Source organism: Prochlorococcus marinus str. MIT 9312 (assembly GCF_000012645.1).
GTDB lineage: Bacteria > Cyanobacteriota > Cyanobacteriia > PCC-6307 > Cyanobiaceae > Prochlorococcus_A > Prochlorococcus_A marinus_L.
In genome coordinates this window covers 1-21,670 of record NC_007577.1, presented here as the reverse complement: position 1 = coordinate 21,670, position 21,670 = coordinate 1, and the positions used below count along the sequence as shown (strand labels likewise).

20 protein-coding genes are annotated in these 21,670 nt (G+C 30.6%); 5 read left to right on the top strand and 15 right to left on the bottom strand.

Annotation, left to right across the window (positions count from 1 at the left end; genetic code table 11):
• The first annotated feature begins 6 nt into the window (after nucleotides 1-6).
• Nucleotides 7-357: a YbaB/EbfC family nucleoid-associated protein gene (locus tag PMT9312_RS00100; RefSeq protein WP_011375585.1), complete on the top strand. Its 351-nt coding sequence runs from the start codon at nucleotides 7-9 to the stop codon at nucleotides 355-357.
• On the opposite strand, the gene rsgA is transcribed toward PMT9312_RS00100, so the two are convergent.
• The 5 genes from rsgA to msrB all read right to left on the bottom strand — a co-directional run bounded on the left by rsgA (nucleotide 323) and on the right by msrB (nucleotide 3,903).
• Entirely contained in the window at nucleotides 323-1,240 is a 918-nt protein-coding gene (gene rsgA / locus PMT9312_RS00095; RefSeq protein WP_011375584.1) for a ribosome small subunit-dependent GTPase A, read from the bottom strand. The genes PMT9312_RS00100 and rsgA overlap by 35 nt on opposite strands.
• Nucleotides 1,230-1,460, bottom strand: a complete 231-nt coding sequence (locus PMT9312_RS00090) for a sulfurtransferase TusA family protein (RefSeq protein WP_011375583.1) — start codon at nucleotides 1,458-1,460, stop codon at nucleotides 1,230-1,232. Before PMT9312_RS00090 ends, rsgA begins: the two co-directional genes overlap by 11 nt.
• A complete protein-coding gene (dnaJ, locus tag PMT9312_RS00085) occupies nucleotides 1,460-2,584 on the bottom strand; it encodes a molecular chaperone DnaJ (RefSeq protein WP_011375582.1) in 1,125 nt (374 codons plus the stop codon). Before dnaJ ends, PMT9312_RS00090 begins: the two co-directional genes overlap by 1 nt.
• Nucleotides 2,585-2,613: 29 nt before the next feature.
• Entirely contained in the window at nucleotides 2,614-3,333 is a 720-nt protein-coding gene (gene grpE / locus PMT9312_RS00080) for a nucleotide exchange factor GrpE (RefSeq protein ID WP_011375581.1), read from the bottom strand.
• 75 nt (nucleotides 3,334-3,408) lie between these two features.
• Nucleotides 3,409-3,903 (bottom strand): peptide-methionine (R)-S-oxide reductase MsrB, encoded by a 495-nt coding sequence (msrB, locus tag PMT9312_RS00075; protein ID WP_011375580.1) that lies wholly within the window; start codon nucleotides 3,901-3,903, stop codon nucleotides 3,409-3,411.
• 23 nt (nucleotides 3,904-3,926) lie between these two features.
• On the opposite strand from msrB, the gene dusA reads away from it, so the two are divergent.
• Nucleotides 3,927-4,931 (top strand): tRNA dihydrouridine(20/20a) synthase DusA, encoded by a 1,005-nt coding sequence (gene dusA, locus PMT9312_RS00070; protein WP_011375579.1) that lies wholly within the window; start codon nucleotides 3,927-3,929, stop codon nucleotides 4,929-4,931.
• Here dusA and PMT9312_RS00065 read toward each other — a convergent pair.
• The 6 genes from PMT9312_RS00065 to PMT9312_RS00040 form a co-directional block, all read right to left on the bottom strand.
• Nucleotides 4,928-5,596: an RNA recognition motif domain-containing protein gene (locus tag PMT9312_RS00065; RefSeq protein ID WP_011375578.1), complete on the bottom strand. Its 669-nt coding sequence runs from the start codon at nucleotides 5,594-5,596 to the stop codon at nucleotides 4,928-4,930. The two genes, dusA and PMT9312_RS00065, sit on opposite strands and share 4 nt — an antisense overlap.
• 112 nt (nucleotides 5,597-5,708) lie before the next feature.
• The gene (argH, locus tag PMT9312_RS00060; RefSeq protein WP_011375577.1) at nucleotides 5,709-7,088 is read right to left on the bottom strand and encodes an argininosuccinate lyase; all 1,380 of its coding nucleotides are present in this window, start codon (nucleotides 7,086-7,088) and stop codon (nucleotides 5,709-5,711) included.
• A gap of 62 nt (nucleotides 7,089-7,150) precedes the next feature.
• Nucleotides 7,151-8,494 (bottom strand): PP2C family protein-serine/threonine phosphatase, encoded by a 1,344-nt coding sequence (locus PMT9312_RS00055; RefSeq protein WP_011375576.1) that lies wholly within the window; start codon nucleotides 8,492-8,494, stop codon nucleotides 7,151-7,153.
• Nucleotides 8,495-8,560: 66 nt separating this feature from the next.
• Nucleotides 8,561-9,853: a signal recognition particle-docking protein FtsY gene (gene ftsY / locus PMT9312_RS00050; RefSeq protein WP_011375575.1), complete on the bottom strand. Its 1,293-nt coding sequence runs from the start codon at nucleotides 9,851-9,853 to the stop codon at nucleotides 8,561-8,563.
• A gap of 58 nt (nucleotides 9,854-9,911) precedes the next feature.
• On the bottom strand, nucleotides 9,912-10,538 hold the full coding sequence (nusB, locus tag PMT9312_RS00045) for a transcription antitermination factor NusB (RefSeq protein WP_011375574.1): 627 nt from the start codon (nucleotides 10,536-10,538) through the stop codon (nucleotides 9,912-9,914).
• Between the two features lie 3 nt (nucleotides 10,539-10,541).
• A complete protein-coding gene (locus PMT9312_RS00040) occupies nucleotides 10,542-11,276 on the bottom strand; it encodes a DUF502 domain-containing protein (protein ID WP_011375573.1) in 735 nt (244 codons plus the stop codon).
• A gap of 147 nt (nucleotides 11,277-11,423) precedes the next feature.
• Here PMT9312_RS00040 and queG point away from each other — a divergent pair, with 147 nt between their 5' ends.
• The 3 genes from queG (at nucleotide 11,424) to PMT9312_RS00025 (ending at nucleotide 15,755) form a co-directional block, all read left to right on the top strand.
• Nucleotides 11,424-12,368 (top strand): tRNA epoxyqueuosine(34) reductase QueG, encoded by a 945-nt coding sequence (queG, locus tag PMT9312_RS00035; RefSeq protein ID WP_011375572.1) that lies wholly within the window; start codon nucleotides 11,424-11,426, stop codon nucleotides 12,366-12,368.
• A 4-nt stretch (nucleotides 12,369-12,372) separates the two neighbouring features.
• Entirely contained in the window at nucleotides 12,373-13,236 is an 864-nt protein-coding gene (locus tag PMT9312_RS00030) for a tetratricopeptide repeat protein (RefSeq protein ID WP_011375571.1), read from the top strand.
• 77 nt (nucleotides 13,237-13,313) lie between these two features.
• Complete coding sequence (locus tag PMT9312_RS00025; RefSeq protein WP_011375570.1) at nucleotides 13,314-15,755, top strand: DNA gyrase/topoisomerase IV subunit A; 2,442 nt, start codon at nucleotides 13,314-13,316, stop codon at nucleotides 15,753-15,755.
• Here PMT9312_RS00025 and purF read toward each other — a convergent pair.
• The 4 genes from purF to dnaN are packed head-to-tail and all read right to left on the bottom strand — an operon-like array spanning nucleotide 15,752 to nucleotide 21,466.
• Nucleotides 15,752-17,212 (bottom strand): amidophosphoribosyltransferase, encoded by a 1,461-nt coding sequence (gene purF / locus PMT9312_RS00020; RefSeq protein WP_011375569.1) that lies wholly within the window; start codon nucleotides 17,210-17,212, stop codon nucleotides 15,752-15,754. The genes PMT9312_RS00025 and purF overlap by 4 nt on opposite strands.
• 47 nt (nucleotides 17,213-17,259) lie before the next feature.
• Nucleotides 17,260-19,599 (bottom strand): phosphoribosylformylglycinamidine synthase subunit PurL, encoded by a 2,340-nt coding sequence (purL, locus tag PMT9312_RS00015; RefSeq protein ID WP_011375568.1) that lies wholly within the window; start codon nucleotides 19,597-19,599, stop codon nucleotides 17,260-17,262.
• A 3-nt stretch (nucleotides 19,600-19,602) separates the two neighbouring features.
• A complete protein-coding gene (locus PMT9312_RS00010; protein WP_011375567.1) occupies nucleotides 19,603-20,307 on the bottom strand; it encodes a hypothetical protein in 705 nt (234 codons plus the stop codon).
• Nucleotide 20,308: 1 nt separating this feature from the next.
• Complete coding sequence (gene dnaN / locus PMT9312_RS00005; RefSeq protein WP_011375566.1) at nucleotides 20,309-21,466, bottom strand: DNA polymerase III subunit beta; 1,158 nt, start codon at nucleotides 21,464-21,466, stop codon at nucleotides 20,309-20,311.
• Nucleotides 21,467-21,670 lie beyond the last annotated feature (204 nt).

The following is a 21,670-nucleotide window of genomic DNA, read 5'->3' as shown; positions in this document are numbered from 1 at the left end:
TAAAAAATGGCGGGTTTTGGACTTCCTAACTTTGGACAACTTACAGAAGCTTTTAAAAAAGCTAAACAAATTCAACAAGATGCTCAAAAATTACAAGATGAACTTGAAAATATGGAAATTGAAGGGGAAAGTGATGATGAAATGGTAAAAGTTTGGATAAGTGGCAACCAACTTCCTTTAAGGGTAGAAGTTCAAGAAAATATTTTAAATTCAGATAAAGAAAAAATAGAGCAAAATATTTTACAAGCTATTCAAAAAGCTCATGAATTATCTACTACAACGATGAAAGAAAGAATGAATGATTTGACTGGTGGTTTAAATCTTAATCTTCCTGGTTTTGATAATACTGACTCTTAGAAGATTCAATCATTTCTTTATAAAAAGAATATCTTTCAAAAGATTTATTTAAATTACAGCCCTCATCATTCAAATGTAAGCAGTTACGAAATTTACACCTAATTCCATCATCAATTACTTGTGTATATATTTCCGAATAGAGATTTGGTAACAATCTAATATCAACCTTTAGAGGTTGCATATTAAAACCAGGGGTATCCACAATGTAACTTTGACTTGATATAGGAAATAACTCAACATTTCGAGTAGTGTTTTTCCCTCTTTTAATTTTATTAGAAACTGGAGCAGTAATATTTTGAAGACCTGGAATTATCATATTAAGCAAAGTAGTTTTACCAACACCAGATGGGCCCATAAATATAGAACACTTTTTTTTCTTTAACTCAACTAATAAATTTTTTAAATAATTAGGTTTCTGTAAATTTAAAGTAATTGTTTGGTAACCCCATTTGCCAAATTTATCTAGTAAAAAAGACCTTTTTTTCTCTGATATTAAATCACACTTTGTCAAAACTAATGAAACTTCAACTCCCATCGATTCTGCTGATATCAAAAACCTATTAACTTGAGATAAATTTAACTCTGGCTCTTTAACGGAAAAAATAATATATATGTTAGAAATATTTGCAACTGATGGTCTGATTAATAAATTCTTTCTTTTTTTTAAACTTGTTATTAATGCGCGTTTACTTCTTAAATCAATATTATCAATTATTACTTCGTCTCCAACATAAATAAATTGATCCTTGAAATTTATAGACTTCTTCACCTTACACAAAAATTTTTTACTCTTACCAATGTTTTCTTTATTTTTTAAGTCAACTAAAAAAAAATCATTAAATTTTTTTGTAACTAAACCTAAATGTTTACTATTAGTTTTCATTCAATATTTTTATTTTTAAAAATTTTTCATGTTCTTTGATTTGTGTAAATATACATCCCATCTCTTTTAAATTATTTAATACCATTTCTTCTGGTTCACCTTTATCAAGTTCAACTATGAGTTGTTCATTTTTGGATAACTTCTCTAAAGCCAATTTAATTTTGACGACATTTAAAGGACATGGAACAGATTTAAGATCCAAATACTTTAAAGAAGTCATTACGATTCTTTACCAAATAATTTACTAAATAGTCCACTACTCGAATTGATATTTTTATCTGAATATTGAGAAGCTAAACCTTCTAAAAGCTCTCGTTCTTCGTCAGTTATGCGAGTTGGCAATTTTACCTTTACTAATACTTCATGATTTCCTCTGGCAACTGGATTACCAAGTCTCGGTACCCCTTTATTCTCAAGTGAAAGAGTTGTATTTGGTTGCGTACCACTGGGAATTTTTAAATTAACATTGCCATCAACTGTAGTGATTTCAACTGTATCTCCTAAAATAGCCTGTAAATAACTCACAGCTATTTCTGAGTAAATAGTAACACCATCTCTTTTCAATTTTGAATCATTCTTAACCTTGATAAAAACATAAAGATCTCCAGGAGGGCCTCCTTTCAAACCAACATTTCCCTCTCCGGAAACTCTTAATTTAGTACCAGTATCAACTCCTGCAGGAATATTAATTCGTAATTTTTTTCTGACTTGCTTTACTCCATTACCACCGCAACTTGTACATGGATCTGCGATTATTTGCCCAGCTCCATTACATGAAGGACATTCAGCTACTTGTGTGAAATTACCAAATGGTGTTCTCGTAGCTCTTCTAACTTGTCCACTTCCTCCACAAGTTGAGCAAGTTTTTGGTCCGGTTCCTGGTTTGGCACCTGTTCCCCTACAGACTTCACAGGTCTCAAGATGAGGAATTGTAATTTCTCTTTGTTGGCCAAATATTGCATCTTTAAAATCAACATTAAGGTCATATCTTAAATCATCTCCTTGTTGAGGACCTCTTCTTTGAGTTCTTCCTCCTTGAGGAGTTTGCCCTCCAAAGCCATTAAAAAAGGTTTCAAATAAATCTGCAAAACCACCCATATCGCCCATATCAGGCATTCCAGCTGCGCCTCCAAGGCCAGCCTCTCCAAACTGATCATATCTAGCTCTAGTTTCAGGATCAGCTAATGCTTCATAAGCCTTGCCAATTTCTTTAAATTTATCTTCAGCACCAGGTTCTTTATTAACATCAGGATGATATTGTCTTGCTAATTTTCTATAAGCCCTTTTTAAGGTATCCGCATCAGCATCTCGAGAAACTCCAAGTATTTGGTAAAAATCAGCCATTAGATAATGCTCAAGTAAAAATTAGGAATTTATACATCTTCAGAAGTATTTTCCTCTGAATCAATATCCTCTTCAACTGTATCCTTTTCTACTTCCTCTTGTGAATTTTGTTGACCATGTCCCATAGAAACTTTAACCAAAGCATGTCTCAAAACCTTTCCCTCTAAATGATATCCTCGCTGCAATTCTTCTACAATCAAATCTTCTTTAAACTCTTCACTAGGCTCTCTTAATACGGCTTCATGTAAATTTGGATCAAATTGTTGACCAACAACTCTCATCGGCGAAACTCCTTGTTGTTTTAAAACTTCTACCAATTGTTTATACAATCCTTGATAACTTCTATGAAGGGCTTGAGCTTCTTCACTTTCTGGTTTAAGTTGCTGTCTTGCTCTCTCAAAATTATCAACAATAGGGAGTATTGCAGTTAAAGTTTTAGAAACAAGTTGGACTTTTAAATCGTCTTGATCTCTAGACTGCCTTTTTCTAAAATTATCAAAATCTGCTGAAATTCTTACATATTGATTTTTTAATGTTTCGTGCTCTTTTTCTAACTGTTCTAACCTTGCATCATTATTGGAAATAGTATTTTTTAATTCTTCGGTATTTATTTCTTCTGTTTTTTGTGGAGATAATTCATCATTTTCGATTGTTTTTTCTGCAGCAGATGAATTATCCTCAGGGGCATTATCCTGATTCAAAACATCATTTTCTTTAATATCAATATTGTCTGATTGATTTTCAATCATTTTTCTAAAAATTTAATAAAACTATTTTCTAATAAAGTGAGGCACAAAACAAGTTGCGGAAGGCCGCACAAATTTTTACTCAGGAACAAACCTTAATGCTAATCCGTTATTACAGTATCTTTTACCTGTAGGAAGTGGCCCATCATTAAAGACATGTCCTTGATGACCTCCGCATCTAGAGCAGTGATATTCGGTTCTTGGGACAATTAACTTGAAATCAACCTTTGTTGCAACTGATCCTTTAATTGGATCCCAAAAACTTGGCCATCCAGTACCACTATCATACTTTTTATCTGAAAGAAATAGTGGTAAATCACATCCTGCGCAATGAAACACCCCTTTTCTTTTCTCATTATTTAATTCGCTACTGAAAGCTCTTTCAGTTCCTTCCTCCCTCAAAATATAATAAGATTCTGGACTAAGCCTAGATTTCCATTCATCTTTTGATAAATTCCACTCATCTTTGGAAGAGAATGAAGAAGCTAATACTTTCATAGGCTGAAAGATTATTTTTAAAATTGACATAGTAGGAATTAAAATGAAAGTTCGTCTTGAAAAAAATTGATTCATATATTTAAATCACATAAAAAGTAATGAGTTCTATTAAATCTAATTCTATTAAAAATATTCATAAATTAAGTATTGCTCCAATGATGGATTGTACTGATAAACATTTCAGAATGATAATGAGAAAAATAAGTTCTAAAGCTCTCCTATATACAGAAATGATTGTGGCCCAAAGTTTAATTTATACCAATGAGAAAGAAAAATTTTTAGATTTTAATAATGAAGAACATCCGATCTCTATTCAATTTGGTGGGGATAATCCTAAAATCCTTAAAGAGGGTGCCAAAATGGCACAAGATTGGGGTTATGACGAAATAAACTTTAATGTTGGTTGTCCAAGTCCAAGAGTCTGTTCAGGCAATTTTGGCGCTTCACTTATGAAAGATCCTGAAAAAGTAGCAAAATGCATAGAATCCTTAAAAAATAGCTGTAGCTTACCGGTTACAATTAAACACAGAATCGGTGTAGACGAAGATGATAGTTTCGTAAATTTAAATAATTTTGTACGATACATAGCAAATGCTGGCGCAGACAGATTTACAGTTCATGCAAGGAAAGCCATATTAAAAGGTCTAAATCCAAAACAAAACAGAACTATTCCTCCACTTAAATATGATGTAGTAAAAAAATTAAAAAAATTAAATCCAGAATTGTTAATAGAAATCAATGGAGGTTTCACAAATATCAATGAATCATTAGAAGCCCTAAGTAATTTTGATGGTGTAATGATTGGACGATCAGTATATAAACATCCCTTAAGATGGTCTGAAATTGATCAAAAAGTTTATGGGATCAATACAAAACCCAAATCTGCTTCAGATATCATCTTCTCCTTAATTCCATACATAGAGGAACATTTAAGTAATGGAGGTAAATCTTGGGATATATGTAAACATCTTATTAATTTAGTCGAAGGTATTCCAAAAGCTAAAGTTTGGAGAAATCAAATTTCAACTAAATCTATAAAAAAGGAATTAGATATTGATTATCTTCTTAAGTTAACTTCTAGACTTGAAGAAATGGGTTATTAATTCTCTTCATTTGATAAATTACTCTCGTTTGAAACTCCTCTTTTTCTCCTACTTCTGCCACTTTCATATTCAGAGTTTTCAGAAGAGTTTCCATAACTTCTATCTTCCCAACCTTCAGCTCCCGAGGAGTTATTCGTATAAGAAGTTTTAGGTTCAGGATTACCACCGCCATAGCCGCCGCCATTATTTCCACCGCCATAGCCACCACCGCCACCGCCGTAGCCGCCGCCATTATTTCCACCGCCGTAGCCACCACCGCCACCGCCGTAGCCGCCGCCATTATTTCCACCGCCGTAGCCGCCACCGCCACCGCCACCGCCACCGCCATAGCCACCGCCATTATTTCCACCGCCGTAGCCGCCACCGCCATAGCCGCCGCCATTATTTCCACCGCCTCTTCCTCCTCTACGAGACCCTCCAGAACCTCTTGGCTCTGCCTTATTAATTCTTAATGGTCTACCCATAAGCTCTGTACCTTGCAAACCATCAATAGCTGCTGATTCAATTGCTTCATCTGCCATCTCAACGAATGCAAATCCTCTTTTTCTTCCAGTATCTCTTTCAAGAGGAAGAGAACAATTTAAAACCTCACCAAAAGGGGCAAACAACTGTAAAACATCTTCTCGCTCTGCGCGGAAAGGCAAATTGCCAACAAAAATACTCACTTTAAACTCAACAAAGAAAAACCTAATTAAAAAACTACTTAAGGTAGTTTTATAACATTACCTTATTATTCTACTTCAAAGCATACCCTTGTTGTAGAAAAATCATTCGGATTCAGAGTAACAATTTTTTTTGCCAATTATTGACCTCCTTTTCTACTTGAGTAAAACCTGTTCCACCCTCACTTGTTCTTGACTTAACAACATTAAAAGGTTCAAGATCCACAAAAACATCCTCATCAAATTCGGGATGAAATTTTTTAATTTCACTAATTTTAAGATCTTTAAACAAAATTTCTCTCTCTAAGCAATACTTAACAATTTCACCCACTACATGATAAGCAGTCCTAAAAGGAACCTGTTTACAAACTAAGTAATCTGCCAAATCAGTGGCATTAGAGAAGTCATTTTGTACCGATTCAGATAAATTTTTAATATTAAATTCTATGCCCTCAGTAATTAAAATAGTCATTGCTTTAATGGAAGAAGATATAGTCTCTGCAGTATCAAATATTGGCTCTTTATCCTCTTGAAAATCCTTATTATATGCAAGTGGTACACCTTTAACCATCGTTAATAATGCTTGGAGATTTCCATAAACTCTTCCCGTTTTACCTCTTATCAATTCTGGAACATCTGGATTTTTTTTCTGCGGCATTAAACTACTACCCGTCGCACATTTGTCTGTTAATTTGGCAAAAGAAAATTCATCTGTTACCCATAAAATTATTTCCTCCGATATTTTACTCAAATGAGACATTGCCAAAGCAGATGCAGAAACAAACTCTATACAAAAATCCCTATCACTCACAGCATCAATACTATTTTTATAAATCTTGTCAAAACCCAATTCTTCAGCTGTAAAGTTCCTATCTATTTTTATTTTTGTACCAGCTAATGCTGCAGCTCCTAATGGGGAAATATTCACTCGTGATCTTACTTCTTGAAACCTTTCACGGTCTCTTTGGAACATTTCTAGATAAGCTAATAAATGATGAGCTAAAGATAATGGTTGGGCTCTTTGCATATGTGTATATCCAGGAATTAAGGTATGAATATTAGATTTCGCAAGATTTAAGAAAGATTTTTGCAAATCAGTTATTAAAATTTCAAGATTGTCTATCTCCTTTCTGAGCCACAATCGTAAATCTGTACCAACTTGATCATTTCTGCTTCTACCTGTATGTAATTTTTTTCCAGTTTCACCAATTAAACTAATTAATTTTTCTTCAATACAATAGTGAATATCTTCGGAAGGGAGGCTTGGAGAAAATTTATCTTCCAGATACTCAACTTTTATTTTCTCTAGCCCATTAATAATAAGCAAAGTTTCAGAAGAGGATAATACTTTTGTCTTACCAAGCATTTTTGCATGGGCAATTGAGCACTCTAAATCTTCTAAAATAAGCTTTTTATCAAAACTAATAGAAGCGTTAAACTTTTCAATGAAAGGGTTAAGTGTATTATCGAATCTTTTACTCCAAACTTTTGCCATATCAATTAGTAACTTTAGATATCTCTAATAAAGCATTTTTTTATATTAGTGACAAAAAATATCTAATTAATTTGAAAAATAACCATTGATGCATCATCTTCGAGATGTCTATTTTGTCCTGTAAAGTCATCTAATTTTTTAAAAATTTTATTTAAAATTTCTTGAGATGTATAGGATTGCTTGCATAATTTTGTAAGGGTTTTAATTAACCTTTCCTCATCAAACCTTTCGCCTAAGGAATTAGAGGTATCGATAACTCCATCAGTGTAATAAAGCACTAAATCATTTTTATTAAGCTTAATTTCACCACAATGATATTCAGCGTCTTTTTGAAGTCCAAGTACAAATCCTTCTGCATCTAATCTTATAATTTTTTGATCTAAACTTTTCCAGAGCAAAGGGGGGTTATGTGCTGCATTGGCAAATCTCAATTTTCTAGTTCTAGGATCATAATCAGAATAAAATAACGTGACAAATCTATGGGATTGATCTAAATCATTTATTGCTAGTTGATTCAAGTCATGCAAAATTCTATCTGGAGGTAACCCTGTAAGAACCTCTGCACGTAACATTCCTCTTAGCATAGTCATTAGAAGACCAGCTGGAATACCCTTACCCATAACATCACCAATTACTAACGCCCACCTAGCTTTTTCTTTCCTTTTGTCTGAAATATTCGTTTTTAAGCACATAAAATCATAATAATCTCCACCTAATTGGAGAGCAGGTCTACAATGTGCAGCAAGATCTATACCATAAATAATGGGACAATAATCTGGAAGTAATTGAGATTGAATCTCAGCCCCAGTAGAAATTTCTCTATCTACATTTTCATGCTTTTTCTTTATTTTAATTAAGCAGTAATTCTCTAATCCAACAGCAAGACAATTTTGGATAAAAATAAAATTAGAATCATGAGTTATGGAATCCCCTGATGAATCTTTGCTTAAAATATATGTAAATCCTCTGCATTTTCCCCTAGATAGTATTTTTTCTGTTTCTATTTTATATTCTTTAAAATTATTTTTCAGAGCATTTTCAAAAGTTAGAATTTCTTTTATTTTAAAATTTTTAGAAAAATTAAATTTGTTAAAAAAACTATTAATTTCTTCTTGAATTCTAAAAAATTCATTATTAGCGGAAATTTTTATGTTTTCATTCCATATTTCTCCCTCATAATTTAAAGGAATAATTAATATTATTTTTTCTTTAAAAATATGTTTAAAAATTAAGCATATAAAATCAAGTAATTTATTTATATTGGAAAAGGTTTTTAAATAATATGATAATGAAGATGCAATTTCAGCAAATTTATATTTATTGTTTAAAGATACTTTTGATTCGTTTTCTAAAAATTTTTGAATAAATTTGTTTGAAAATAATTTTTCTTTTTGATTATTTGTCAAAACAAATCTAATAGTTAAATATGTTTTAACATTAAATTTAAAGTTTTAAATAAAATTTTTAAAAATTTATTTATCTGCAAGCATAGCCTCTACAAATTCGTAACTATTAAAAGGTCTCAAATCCTTTATACCTTCTCCAGCCCCAATAAATCTTATAGGCAAATTAACTTCTTCAGATACAGCTAAAGAAACGCCTCCTCGTGAAGTGCCATCTAATTTAGTGATGATTGCTCCGCTTAAATTTGCTGATTTTGCAAAACTTTTTGCTTGCTTTAAGCCATTTTGACCTTGACTTGCATCTAACACTAATAATGATTCAATGATTGCATCTGGAACCTTTTTATCGATAATTTTTTTTATTTTTGCTAATTCATCCATTAGATTATTTTTTGTTTGCAATCTACCTGCTGTATCAACTAGTAATAGATCAACATTTCTTTTTTGTGCAGAATTAATTGCATCAAAAACTACAGCAGCTGGATCAGCATTTTTTGATTGATTAGATATAACATCAACATTACTCCTTTCACCCCATACTTTAAGTTGTTCTACTGCCGCAGCTCTAAAAGTATCAGCAGCAGCTATCAAAGTTTTATAATTACTCCTTGATGACAAATATGCCAATTTTCCTAAAGTTGTAGTTTTACCAACCCCATTAACTCCTACTAATAACCAAACATTTAATTTACCCTTTTGGGGTATTAAAAGATCAGTACCTGAGTTTTTTATTGGTTTATCAACAATTAATTTTAATTCTTTCTTTAAGAATTTTATTCCTGCTTCTCCACCCACAACTTCTTCATTTAATTTTGTTCTAAGAGAACTGATAACTTTATCAGTTGAATCAATACCGACATCAGCTCTAATTAACAGAGTCTCTAAATCATCAAGAGACTCAGGTGTAAGAGGATCATCTCCCAATTTATCCAATAATTCAGTAACAAATCCTTTTCGTGTCTCTTCTAATCCTTTTCTTAATTTAGTTAACCAATCAATTTCATCTATAGATATTTGATTTATTTTTTTTCCTTGAGCAGCTAATACCATTGCCGACCAAGTAAAATTATCATCAAAATCTCCAAGTTTAGGTTCATCAATGATTTTAGGGGGGCCAAGCAGATTTTCATTGCTAGCATCATTAGCAGTCCAACCTTGTTTTTGCTCCTCTTGCTTCTGTAATTCTTGTTTTTGCTCCTCTTGCTTCTGTAATTCTTGTTTTTGCTCCTCTTGCTTCTGTAATTCTTGTTTTTGCTCCTCTTGCTTCTGTAATTCTTGTTTTTGCTCCTCTTGTCGTTTTTTTAAAAGAGCATAAGCTTGTGCAGCCCACTCTTGAGAATTATCAGAATCAGTATTTTTCATTGATATTTATAGACCGTATTTAGTAAATTTTAAAATACTATTTATTTATATCAAATAATCATTGGAATTTAACTGTTTGTAATCTCCTTAAAATTCCATTAATAAGTTTTCTTCCTTGCATATCACTATACTTATTAGCTAAATTAACAGCCTCATCACAAGCAACAGCAACAGGTGTATTAAGAAAATTAATATCCACGTAGGCTAAACGCAAAATATCTCTATCAATTCTTGGTAATCTTTTTAATTTCCAGCCATCCATAGCTTGATCAATATCAGAATCAATAATTGTAAGATTATTAATGGTTTTACTAATCCTCTGATTCACATCATCTCTGATATCAACTTGACCACTAGAAACTATTAATTTTGGAAAGTCTAAAGTGATTGAGAGTGTATTCATAACAGTTTCAATTTTTGTTAAAGATTTTTTTAAGTCATCTCTAACATTTGCATAAGAGGAATCAACCCCTTCTTTTAATTCACTCTCTATTATGTTTTGTGATGCATTTTCTAACTCAGCTTGACAATTATCTAACTCATCTCTGCAATGGTTTATTAAAGAATCCAAAGCAGATTCAAAAATTTCTTCTATCTGAAATTTACTTAATTTAAAATCCCCTTTATCTTTTATAAGGCCAAGAGAAATTAAAGATAATTCTCTAGAAAGGGATTTATTATACATGAATTAAGAAGAAGTATTTGTAGAGGCACGTAATTGAGAGAATAATTTTGAAAATGTTGGGTTTGTAGTGTTGTTTTTCTCATCCGGATTAACTATCCCAGCCGAAATTATTGTTCTAAAAGCATCTTCAACAGAAATATCCAAATCCTTAACAGAAGCCTCAGGGACCAAGGTATACCACCCAGTAGTTGGGTTTGGCGCTGTAGGGATAAAAACACTTAGCAACTTTTCTTCCAATTCTGGCTGCAAAGAAGGGCCAACATTACCAGTTACAAAGCCTACGCTATATAGTCCCTCACGTGGATATTCAACTAAAACAACTCTTCTAAAACGATTAGATTTATTACTTAAAAAAGTTTCGAGCAGTTGTTTAAGGGTTTTATAAACCGCACCAGCTACAGGAATTTTTGATAAAGTTCCTTCTCCAAATTCTAATAACCATCTTCCTACGAAATTTCTGGCCATTAACCCTATAAGCAAAATAGCTAATAAAGGAACAGTTAAGCCCAAAGTAAGATTAATTAAATCTTGTAATAAAGGATTTAAAGTAATAAAAGGATTTAATTGCTTCGGAACAGAAGTAACTAATGTTAAAACAAATTTACTAACTAATGATGAAAGCCAGATTGTTGTTGCTAAAGGTATTACAACTAACAACCCTGCTATAAGATCATTCTTTAGATCCTGTTGAAGCCTAGAACCTAGGTTCGAATCTTGATTTTGATTAGATTCAACCAAAATAACGTTTCTAACTAAACTAATTTTACTAATAATTTAACTGTTTTTAATGAGTTAGGATATATTTTTCATTAATAAATTTAAATTATTTATTAGTTGCATCTTCAAAATTAAGATTAACAAAGAAATGCTATAAATAATAAAGAAATGCTCGAAACTATCCAAGACATAAAAGAAATAAGTAAGAAATTAAAAGAAAGAGCAATTTCTGAAGGTTTTGCAATGGCTGGAATCGCTTCAATACCAGGAAGTTCCCGGATAAAATTAAGAACTAATGCATTAGAAAGATGGTTATCAAATAATCACCATGCAGAGATGAAATGGATGGAAGCAGAAAGAAGGAAAAACATAGGTTCACTTCTTAAGGATGGAAAAAGTGTTCTAAGCGTTGGATTTAATTACATTAGTTCACACAAGAAAAACAACCTCTTCAAAGTAGGAAAATTTGGACAAGGAGAAGATTATCATAAAGTGATTTACAAAAAATTAAAGAATATTGGCAAATGGATCAAACTAGAAATTCCCGATTGCAAATGGAAAATATGTGTTGATACCTCGCCACTTCTTGAAAAAGCATGGGCTGAAGAATCAGGTCTAGGGTGGATAGGCAAAAATAGCAATTTAATAAGCAAAACAAATGGTTCTTGGTTTACTTTAGGTTTTATAATCCTTACAAAAGATTTAATATCAGACAAACCTCATCAATCACTTTGCGGAAAATGTGATAAGTGCATTGAACATTGTCCAACAAAGGCAATAGTAGAACCCTTTGTAATAAAATCAGATCTATGCATTGCTTATCACACAATAGAAAGCAGAGAAAAAAATATTCCAAAAAAAATAGAAGAAAATTTAAATGGATGGATTGCAGGATGCGATATTTGTCAAGATGTATGCCCTTGGAATAAGTCAGTTCCATACAATAATATTTTTGAAACTACTCCGAAAGAATGGATTAAAAATCTTAATAGTGATTCGTTAAATTGGGATGATAAAACTTGGGAAGAAAATCTTAAAGGAACTACACTTAAGAGAATTAAACCATGGATGTGGAGAAGAAACATACAAGCGAATTTAAAGAATACAAAATAAAAATATGAAAAAGTTTTTAAAAAATATACTATGCGTCTCTTTGATAAGTTTTTACGTTCTTAAAATAGAAAAAGTTCAATCAATTATTCCCTATTATTATTTCCCAACAATAAAAAATTTACAAAAGGAAAGCTTAGGCATTGGCAAGAATGCATATCAACTTTTATATTTTGGACAATATAAAGAAAGCCTTAACTTAGCAAAATTAGCTATAAAGATAAATCCTACAGATGAAAAACTATGGTTAATTTTTTCTGAAGCACAACTAGCTAACAAATTATACAAAAACGCATTAATTTCACTAGATAAAGCTCAAAAAATTAATTCCAAGAATCCTGAAACATACTTTGCTAAAAGTAATATTTATCTTAAAATTTCACAACTACAAAATGCGAAAACTGCTTTAGAAACTGCATTAAGGATTGAATCAAACAACTATAAAGCTATTTTTCAATTAGGAAATATTTTTTTAATGGAAAAAAATTACTCAGAAGCCATCAAATTATTTGATAAATCTGTCAAGATTAAACCTGATTTCTGGCAAGCAATCAATAATCAAGGTTTAGCTTATTTCGAGAAAAACAACATCAATCTATCTATAAAACTTTTTGAAAAAGCAATCTCAATTGATGACAATGCAGAGCCATTACTAGGACTTGCTTCGTGTTTAAGAACAAAAGATATTAAATTAGCTCTTCAAATAGCAAAAAGAGCTTTAAAGAAAAATCCCAACTATGTTAATTATGATTATAGAAAAGAACAGTTGTGGGGAGAAAAATTGCAAACCTCAACGGAAATACTTTTAAAAAATGATCAGCTTAAAAGAGATGTAATATTGGCAAAATCAAAAATAAATACATCTTCTTAATTTCCAATACTGGTAAATATTTGTTTACCTATTAGTCTTAATTTAATAAATCAATAAATATTTAATTTTACGCTCTGATGGATAAGAAAAAATTCACTTCTATCTCTCTCCAAGAAGAAATGCAACGTTCTTATTTGGAGTATGCAATGAGTGTAATAGTTGGTCGTGCTTTACCCGATGCAAGAGACGGTCTTAAGCCTGTACAAAGAAGAATACTTTTTGCAATGTATGAATTAGGTTTAACACCAGATAAGCCATTTAGAAAGTGTGCCAGAGTTGTTGGAGATGTACTTGGAAAATATCATCCTCATGGAGATCAGGCAGTATATGATGCATTAGTCAGGCTAGTTCAAAATTTTTCAACTAAATATCCTACTCTAGACGGCCATGGGAATTTTGGATCTGTAGATAATGATCCGCCAGCAGCAATGAGATACACAGAGACCAGATTAGCACCGATATCACATAAAGGATTTCTTGAAGAGATAGATTCAGAAACAGTAAATTTCTCAAATAACTTTGACGGTTCACAAAAAGAACCAGATGTTCTTCCAGCCCAACTTCCATTTTTATTATTGAACGGATCATCAGGTATTGCAGTTGGAATGGCAACAAACATTCCCCCCCACAATCTAGGGGAAATAGTAGATGGTTTAATTGCTCTAATCAACAATAAAGAGGTAAGTAATAAAAAACTTTCTAATATAATTAAAGGACCTGATTTTCCTACAGGGGGAGAGTTAATTTATAGTCGTGCAATAGAAGAACTTTACGCCACAGGAAAAGGTTCAATCACAATAAGAGGTGTCATAAATTCAGAAGCAATAAATTTAGGCAAAGGTAAACATAAAAGAAATGCATTAATCATTACTGAACTTCCTTTTCAAATCAGTAAGGCAGGATGGATTGAAAAACTAGCAGAACTTGTTAATTCAAGCAAAATTAATGGGATCTCTGATATTAGGGACGAAAGTGATAGAGATGGAATGAGAATTGTAATAGAGTTAAAAAAAGATTCTAATGCTGAACTTGTAATTTCTAATTTATATAAAAAAACTACTCTCCAAACCAACTTTGGTGCCATTTTTTTAGCATTAATAAAGGGCAAACCTGTCCAACTAAACTTAAAACAATATCTAAACTATTTTCTTGAATTTAGAGAAGAAACAATTAGAAAAAGAACTAATTATTTTCTGAAAAACACTCTTGAAAAACTAGAAATATTAGAAGGTTTATCTAAAGCAACAAAAAACATCAAAAAAATTATCGAGATTATTGAAGATTCAGAAAATTCTGCTGAAGCCAAATCAAAATTAATTGATATTTTCTACTTAAGTGCAAAACAGGCAAATTCAGTTTTGGATATGCCTCTAAAAAAATTAACAAATCTGGAAAAAAATCAAATTGATGAGGATATAAGAAAATTACAAGAAAAAAAAGATTATTTTCAAAATTTATTAAATGAAAGAAAATTATTACTTGAATTACTAGTAGATGAATTATTAATATTAAAGAAAAAATATAATGTTAAAAGAAAAACAAAACTACTTAAAAATATTGATCAAAATGAAGAATTAGAAACAATTAATAATCAGATATTAGAAGACTTTATCAATAAAAAAACTAAATTATTTATAGACAACAGATTATATTTAAGAAAGATGATTTTAAATAATTATAAAAAATCGTTTGAAGATGTAAATAAAATTATAGATAATAAAAACATTCAAAAATTCATATGTAATATCGATAAAAATGTAAAAATAATTGGGATCACATATACAGGAAAAGTTTTTCATATTAATTGGGAGTCAAATATTAATAATGACTATAAATTAGATAAAAAAATCATTGGGAATATTGATCAAAATAAAATAATAAATTTTCATTCAATAAAAAAGGGAATTAAAAATTATTTATGTATCTTAAATTCAGATGGAAGATTTAAAAAAGTTTTGTTTGATGAAGATATGATTAAAAGTAATAGATGTTTCTCAATAACAAAATTAAAAAATAATATTAAAACAATTGATTCATTTATTTTTAGTGAAGAAAAAAATTTAATAATATTAACCTCAATAGGAAGAATGTTTAAATTTAATTTATCAAACAAATTTTTAACCCCGACTACTAAACAATCGCAAGGATTAATGCTTACAAAACTTTTACCAACTGAAAAAATTGTATCTTGTTGTTCATATCAAAATGGAGAAAATATTTACTTAGTTTCTAGAAAAGGGAAAATCTTTTGTATAAATAGTAATGAAATTTATTATGCCAATGAATACAGTTTAGGATATTTAAATGAAATTACTCAACTTAAAAACGATTACTTCCTAAAAATTTTGCCGAGTAACCATTACCTTGATATTGAAACTAATAAAAATAAATCTGCTAGGTTAAATTTTGATAAATTGAATTTTAAATCTAAGAAAACAAATTTTTTAATTGACTTTTTAAAATTAGACGATGAGGAATATATTGAAAATTGTTTTCAACTCGAAAACTTTCTTGACTAAGATTTATATTCATTTTCAACCCAATTTAAATATTCTTGATTTACTTTTCCTGTTACATAAATACCAGTAAAGCAACTCATCTCTAAATCTTCAATAGGAGATTCGCTTATTATAGATTTGCGTAAATTTTCAACACTTTGATAAACGAGGTTATCAATTTCAAGTTGATTAGCAATTTCACTTATTGTTCTATCATGAGCTATTAATTCACATCTATTAGGCATATTAATTCCATAAACGTGAGGAAAACGCACAGGAGGTGCTGCTGATGTAAAAAAAACTTTATTTGCTCCTGCATCTTTAGCCATCTGGACAATTTCTTTTGAAGTAGTACCTCTCACTATTGAGTCATCAACAATTAATACATTTTTATTTTTAAACTCTGTACTCATAGCATTTAATTTTTGTCTTACAGATTTCTTGCGTTTCTGCTGACCAGGCATTATGAATGTTCTTCCAACATATCTATTTTTAAAAAAACCTTCTCTGTACTCTATACCTAACTGTCTTGCAACTTGCATAGCTGCAGGTCGAGAAGAATCCGGAATAGGCATAACAACATCAACATCTCCAGTATTAATTGATTCTTTTATAGTTTCAGACAAATAATCTCCCATTTTTAAACGAGCTTTATAAACGGAAATTCCATTCATAATTGAATCTGGCCTAGCCAAATAAACATATTCAAAAGCACAAGGACATAAGATTGGATTTTCGGAACATTGCTTAGAAAAAAATTCGCCATTAAGATTTATAAAAATAGCTTCTCCAGGATCTACATCTCTCACTACTTGATAATCGTTATTCTCAAGCACTAGAGATTCGCTAGCTACCATCCACTCTTCTTTTTTTGTCTTTGATGAAAGTCTTTTGCCTATGACTAAAGGTCTAATACCAAAAGGATCTCTGAATGCTAATAAACCATGTCCTGAAAGTAATGCAATTGAAGCATATGATCCCTGAATTCTTTTATGTAAAGAATTTACAGCATCAAAAATAATATCAGGTTCTAATTCTTGATTATGAATTTGTTCTTGCAATTCTGTAGCAAGTACATTTAATAGCATTTCAGTATCACTTGAAGAATTTGTATGCCGCTTATCAATATTAAATAATTGTTTTTCTAAATCTCTGGTATTCGTCAAATTACCATTATGTATCAAAACAATTCCATAAGGAGCATTAACGTAAAAAGGTTGAGCTTCTTCTACACTTTCTGCTGATCCCTTTGTTGCATACCTAACATGACCTAATCCAATTTTTCCGATTAAATTCCTCATATCTCTGGTTCTATAAGCAGTATTCACCTGACCTTTAGCCTTATGTATATGGAAAATAGTATTTTCCATTGTAGCTATACCAGTTGAATCTTGACCTCTATGCTGTAGAAGCAAAAGGCTATCGTAAATTTGTTGATTTACATCATCTGAAGAAACGATTCCAACTATTCCGCACATAACTTAATTACTGAAAAATTTTGATAGTTGAGAAGTATATTTCATATTTAAAAGTAACCTGAAATACTATTATTAAATTTTTCGGTTAATTCCTCAACACTAATATCACAGATATTTTTATCTTGGATTTTTATCTTAAGGATTTCACTCGAAACATATCCTATTTTTTTTACATATACATTTGATTGAGAATTTATTTGAATCTTTTTTAGATAATTACTCCATTCTTTTTCCTTCATTTTATCTATTGAAAAAATAATTCTAGAACCTCCTTCTGAAAACAATACATTATCATCTCTATTAAGATCTTTCTCTAATTCAATAGTTGCGCCTTTTGCGGACAAAATACAACACTCTGCTAAAGCTATAGCTAAACCCCCATCGCTAATATCATGAGAAGAAACTACAAAATTATTTAAAATCGCATTTCTTAAAAAACTCTGGCAAAACTTTTCATCCTGTAAATCTATTTTTGGAGGACGACCTGTAATTTCTCCATGAAAATATTCCAAATAAGAACTAGCTGCAATTGTTGTTTCTGATTTATGAGAGCCAATCAACCAGATTTGATCATTAATATTTTTCCATTCAGTACTTATAGCTTTTTCAACATTATCTATCTTCCCAACCATTCCAATAACTGGAGTCGGATTAATAGGAGTAATTTCATTATCTCTATTTTTGGATTCATTATATAAGGAAACATTTCCTCCCGTAACTGGAGTTTCTAAAGCTTTACAGGCTTCAGAAATTGCATTGCATGAAGATGAAAGTTGCCAATATCCAATTTCAGTCTCAGGAGATGAAAAATTTAAATTATTTGTAATTGCTACTGGTTCAGCTCCAACACAACTCACATTTCTTGCGGATTCTGCAACTGCAGCAATAGTTCCTCTAAAAGGGTCAAGAGAAACCCATCTACTATTACAGTCAACTGAAGCAGCAACACCAGAAAATACTTTACTTTTATTTTTTTCATTTTGTTCTCTTAATCTTATTACAGCAGCATCTGATTCTCCAGGTTTAAAAACAGTATTTGCCTGGACTTGAGAGTCATATTGTTTATAAATCCATCTTTTAGAAGCTATTGATGGGTTAGCGAGAAGTTTTAAAATGATTTCCGAATAAGAAAAACTTTTGTTTTCCTTTAATGAAAATATTTTTTGCTCATTAATTTCTGGTAAATTATTTTCATTCCATTTCCATTTCTTTAACAAATAATTAGGTGGATTTTTCATCACATTATGTAAATTAACAGGCGTATCATCAGATAGAGCAGAAGTAGGTATTTGAGCAACAATTTTTCGTTTATGAGAAATAATTACCTCATTAGTCTCTATTACTTCACCAATTACATTGGCATATAATCCCCATTTATTAAATTTCTCAATAAGATTATTAATTTTTTCTTCTTTTACAACAAACAACATTCTCTCTTGAGATTCAGATAATAAATATTGGTATGAAGACATATTATCTTCTCTAGAAGGAACTAAATCTAAATCAATAGATATACCTAAGTTTCCATTAGCGGCCATTTCTGCACTACTGCAGGTTAAACCTGCTGCACCCATATCTTGAGCTGCAATTACATCTCCTGTCTTAAAAGCATCTAAACAAGCTTCTATAAGACTTTTCTCAATAAATGGATCACCTACTTGCACTGCAGGTCTATCATCTAATGAAGTAATAGTTAATTCTGAACTTGCGAAACTAGCACCACCAACACCATCTCTACCAGTTGTATTACCAACATATAGTACTGGTGATCCTACATTTTTAGCTCCAGAACAAACTATTTCATTAGTCTCTAAAAGCCCTAAGGCCATAACATTGACTAGAGGATTTCCAGAATAACTATCATCGAAGTCAATCTCACCTCCAACAGTAGGAACACCTACACAATTTCCATAATGTGCAATACCTGATACAACTCCTCGAAGTAAATCCATATTTGATGTCTTATCAAGATTTCCAAATCTCAATGAATTCAATACTGCGATTGGCCTTGCTCCCATTGTAAAAATATCTCTTAATATTCCTCCTACTCCTGTTGCGGCTCCTTGAAAAGGTTCAATTGCAGAGGGATGATTATGACTTTCTATTTTAAAAACAAGTTTTTGATTATTTCCAACATCAATAACACCAGCGTTTTCTCCAGGGCCAACCAAAATGTTTTTTCCTTTAGTAGGAAAATTTGATAGTAAAGGTTTGGAATTCCTATAACAACAATGTTCAGACCACATAACACCAAACATTCCTAGTTCAGTCCTATTAGGTTTTCTCTTTAATCTTTTGCAAATTTCCTCGTAATCATTAATTGTTAAATTTTCAACTTTAAGCGCTTCATTAAGATCATAAAGATCATTATTGTCTGGATTTATCATTCTTCAGATCCAAGGGTCATCTTCTTTTTTATCACTAAAAGATCTTGATGTTTTATCATTATAAAAACTTTTTTGTTTAAAACCTAAGTTTTGGTTTATATCTTCATCTTCTTCAAGCCAATCCTCTAACCTATTAGAGGCAACATTTTTCATATCATCAAATCTTTCAATAATTTTTTTCCCTTTTTGCAAAAATTCATTCTTAATACTTGATTTTATTAAAGATAAATCATCTAAAGAATTACCTTCACAAAATACTAAGCCAGGTTGTTGATCACTAATATTTTCAATATTTAATTTCCATCTGCTAGAACCTGGAATCTTAGGATTAGATCTAGAAACTAAATAGTATTTAATTTCACCTGTTTTCATTTCAAATAAAAAATCTGCAATAAATCCTATTTTTGAGCCATTTGCATTTATAAGATTAGCTTCTATTAAAGTTGGAAACCTATTTAAGGTTCCTAAATCAGAAATTGCTGGATCACCTTTTACATAAATTTCGTTATCTATTATTTGACTAATTTGATTTAATCGCCAAACATTTCGTTTTAAATCAAAATTTGAAGGACGTGAGTACCATCCTAAAATTCGATGAACTGGAGGATGCATCCAAACATTTTCACCATTTCCATAATTAAGTGACATACTACCCTTAACACTATAATTTAGTAATTCACTTAATAAAATTTCTTTAGGTAATTTCAAGTTAAGAACGAACCTGAACAGGCATGACTAGATAAGTAAAAGAATTAAGATTATCTTCTGGTACAAAAACTGCTGGAGTAGTAGCAAGATTACATTTTAATAGTACATTTTTTGAAGCAATAACTTTTAAACCTTCTAAAAGATATCTAACGTTAAATGCAATATCAAAATCTTCTCCAGAGTAAGAAACAGGTATTGATTCATTTGCATTTCCAATATCTTGTGCATCTGCACTTATTGAAGCTAAATCTGTATTATCCAATTTAATTTTCACAACACTACTTTGCTGATCAGCTAAAACAGCAATTCTTTCTAATGCATCAATTAATTTTTTAGTATTAAAATTAAAAATCTTAGAAAAAGTATCAGGAATTAATTGCGAATAATTAGGATAGGCACCTTCAAGAGTTCTTGTTGTAATTATTTGATTAGAAGAAATAAAAACTACCTGACCTTTATCGTAGAATAGCTTTATTGAATTTTCTGAGCTTCTCAAAGATACTAATTTTTCAATTTCTCTTAATGATCTTGTTGGAATAGTTACTGATAAATCATCTTCAATTGAAGGTGATTTATCTTTATTTTCAATATGTTCTTCATTACCAATTAACGCAACCGCTAATCTATGACCATCTGTAGAGGCAGACTCTAAATAATTTTGTTTAAAGGTAAAATTGACACCCGTAAGTAATTGCTTGGAATCATCATTACTAGTAGCAAATATAGTAGCTTTTAAAGCTTTCAAGAAAGAACTAGGGTCAATATTTAAAGAAGTACCACTTTCAACAAATGGTAAATTAGGATAATCATCAGAGGGTATGCCTTTAAGATTAAAAGAACCTCTATCACTTTTTATTAAAATATTATCTAAATTTTCATCAACTTCTAATGAAACAGGACTTTCATTAGGTAATTTGTTTACTATTTCAGATAAAAGTTTTGAAGGTATCGTAATAGCACCGCTATTTTTAACAGTTCCATCAAAAGAAGTTTGAATTCCTAAATTAAGATCAAATCCTGTCAAACTAATTTTATTAGTTCCTTGGTCAGCTGTTAAAAGTATATTTGCAAGAATTGGATGAGTTGGTCGTGAAGCAACTGCTTTACTTACTAGTTGTATAGCATTGTTTAACTCATTTTGATTACAAATAATTTCCATCGGAATTTGGAAGTTTTTAACACATACACAATATACTTTTTTCGTAAATTAAATTCAATAACTTATATTGTTCTCTTTTCTAATATAAATAAATAAAATAATTAAAAAAATTTAGTAGTAGTAGTTATTGTGGAAATTGTGGAATTTTTAGATTAAAAACGTTATTTACTTAATTTACAAACATTTAAATAAGTGGAAAAAATT

Bases quoted from the DNA above. Each gene is read 5' to 3' on its own strand.
- msrB (WP_011375580.1), bottom strand. From the start codon at position 3,903: ATGAATCAATTTTTTTCAAGACGAACTTTCATTTTAATTCCTACTATG.
- PMT9312_RS00090 (WP_011375583.1), bottom strand. From the start codon at position 1,460: ATGACTTCTTTAAAGTATTTGGATCTTAAATCTGTTCCATGTCCTTTA.
- purF (WP_011375569.1), bottom strand. From the start codon at position 17,212: ATGTGCGGAATAGTTGGAATCGTTTCTTCAGATGATGTAAATCAACAA.
- PMT9312_RS00100 (WP_011375585.1), top strand. From the start codon at position 7: ATGGCGGGTTTTGGACTTCCTAACTTTGGACAACTTACAGAAGCTTTT.
- nusB (WP_011375574.1), bottom strand. From the start codon at position 10,538: ATGTATAATAAATCCCTTTCTAGAGAATTATCTTTAATTTCTCTTGGC.
- PMT9312_RS00030 (WP_011375571.1), top strand. From the start codon at position 12,373: ATGAAAAAGTTTTTAAAAAATATACTATGCGTCTCTTTGATAAGTTTT.
- dusA (WP_011375579.1), top strand. From the start codon at position 3,927: ATGAGTTCTATTAAATCTAATTCTATTAAAAATATTCATAAATTAAGT.
- ftsY (WP_011375575.1), bottom strand. From the start codon at position 9,853: ATGAAAAATACTGATTCTGATAATTCTCAAGAGTGGGCTGCACAAGCT.
- dnaN (WP_011375566.1), bottom strand. From the start codon at position 21,466: ATGGAAATTATTTGTAATCAAAATGAGTTAAACAATGCTATACAACTA.
- grpE (WP_011375581.1), bottom strand. From the start codon at position 3,333: ATGATTGAAAATCAATCAGACAATATTGATATTAAAGAAAATGATGTT.
- queG (WP_011375572.1), top strand. From the start codon at position 11,424: ATGCTCGAAACTATCCAAGACATAAAAGAAATAAGTAAGAAATTAAAA.
- dnaJ (WP_011375582.1), bottom strand. From the start codon at position 2,584: ATGGCTGATTTTTACCAAATACTTGGAGTTTCTCGAGATGCTGATGCG.
- purL (WP_011375568.1), bottom strand. From the start codon at position 19,599: ATGATAAATCCAGACAATAATGATCTTTATGATCTTAATGAAGCGCTT.
- argH (WP_011375577.1), bottom strand. From the start codon at position 7,088: ATGGCAAAAGTTTGGAGTAAAAGATTCGATAATACACTTAACCCTTTC.
- PMT9312_RS00025 (WP_011375570.1), top strand. From the start codon at position 13,314: ATGGATAAGAAAAAATTCACTTCTATCTCTCTCCAAGAAGAAATGCAA.
- rsgA (WP_011375584.1), bottom strand. From the start codon at position 1,240: ATGAAAACTAATAGTAAACATTTAGGTTTAGTTACAAAAAAATTTAAT.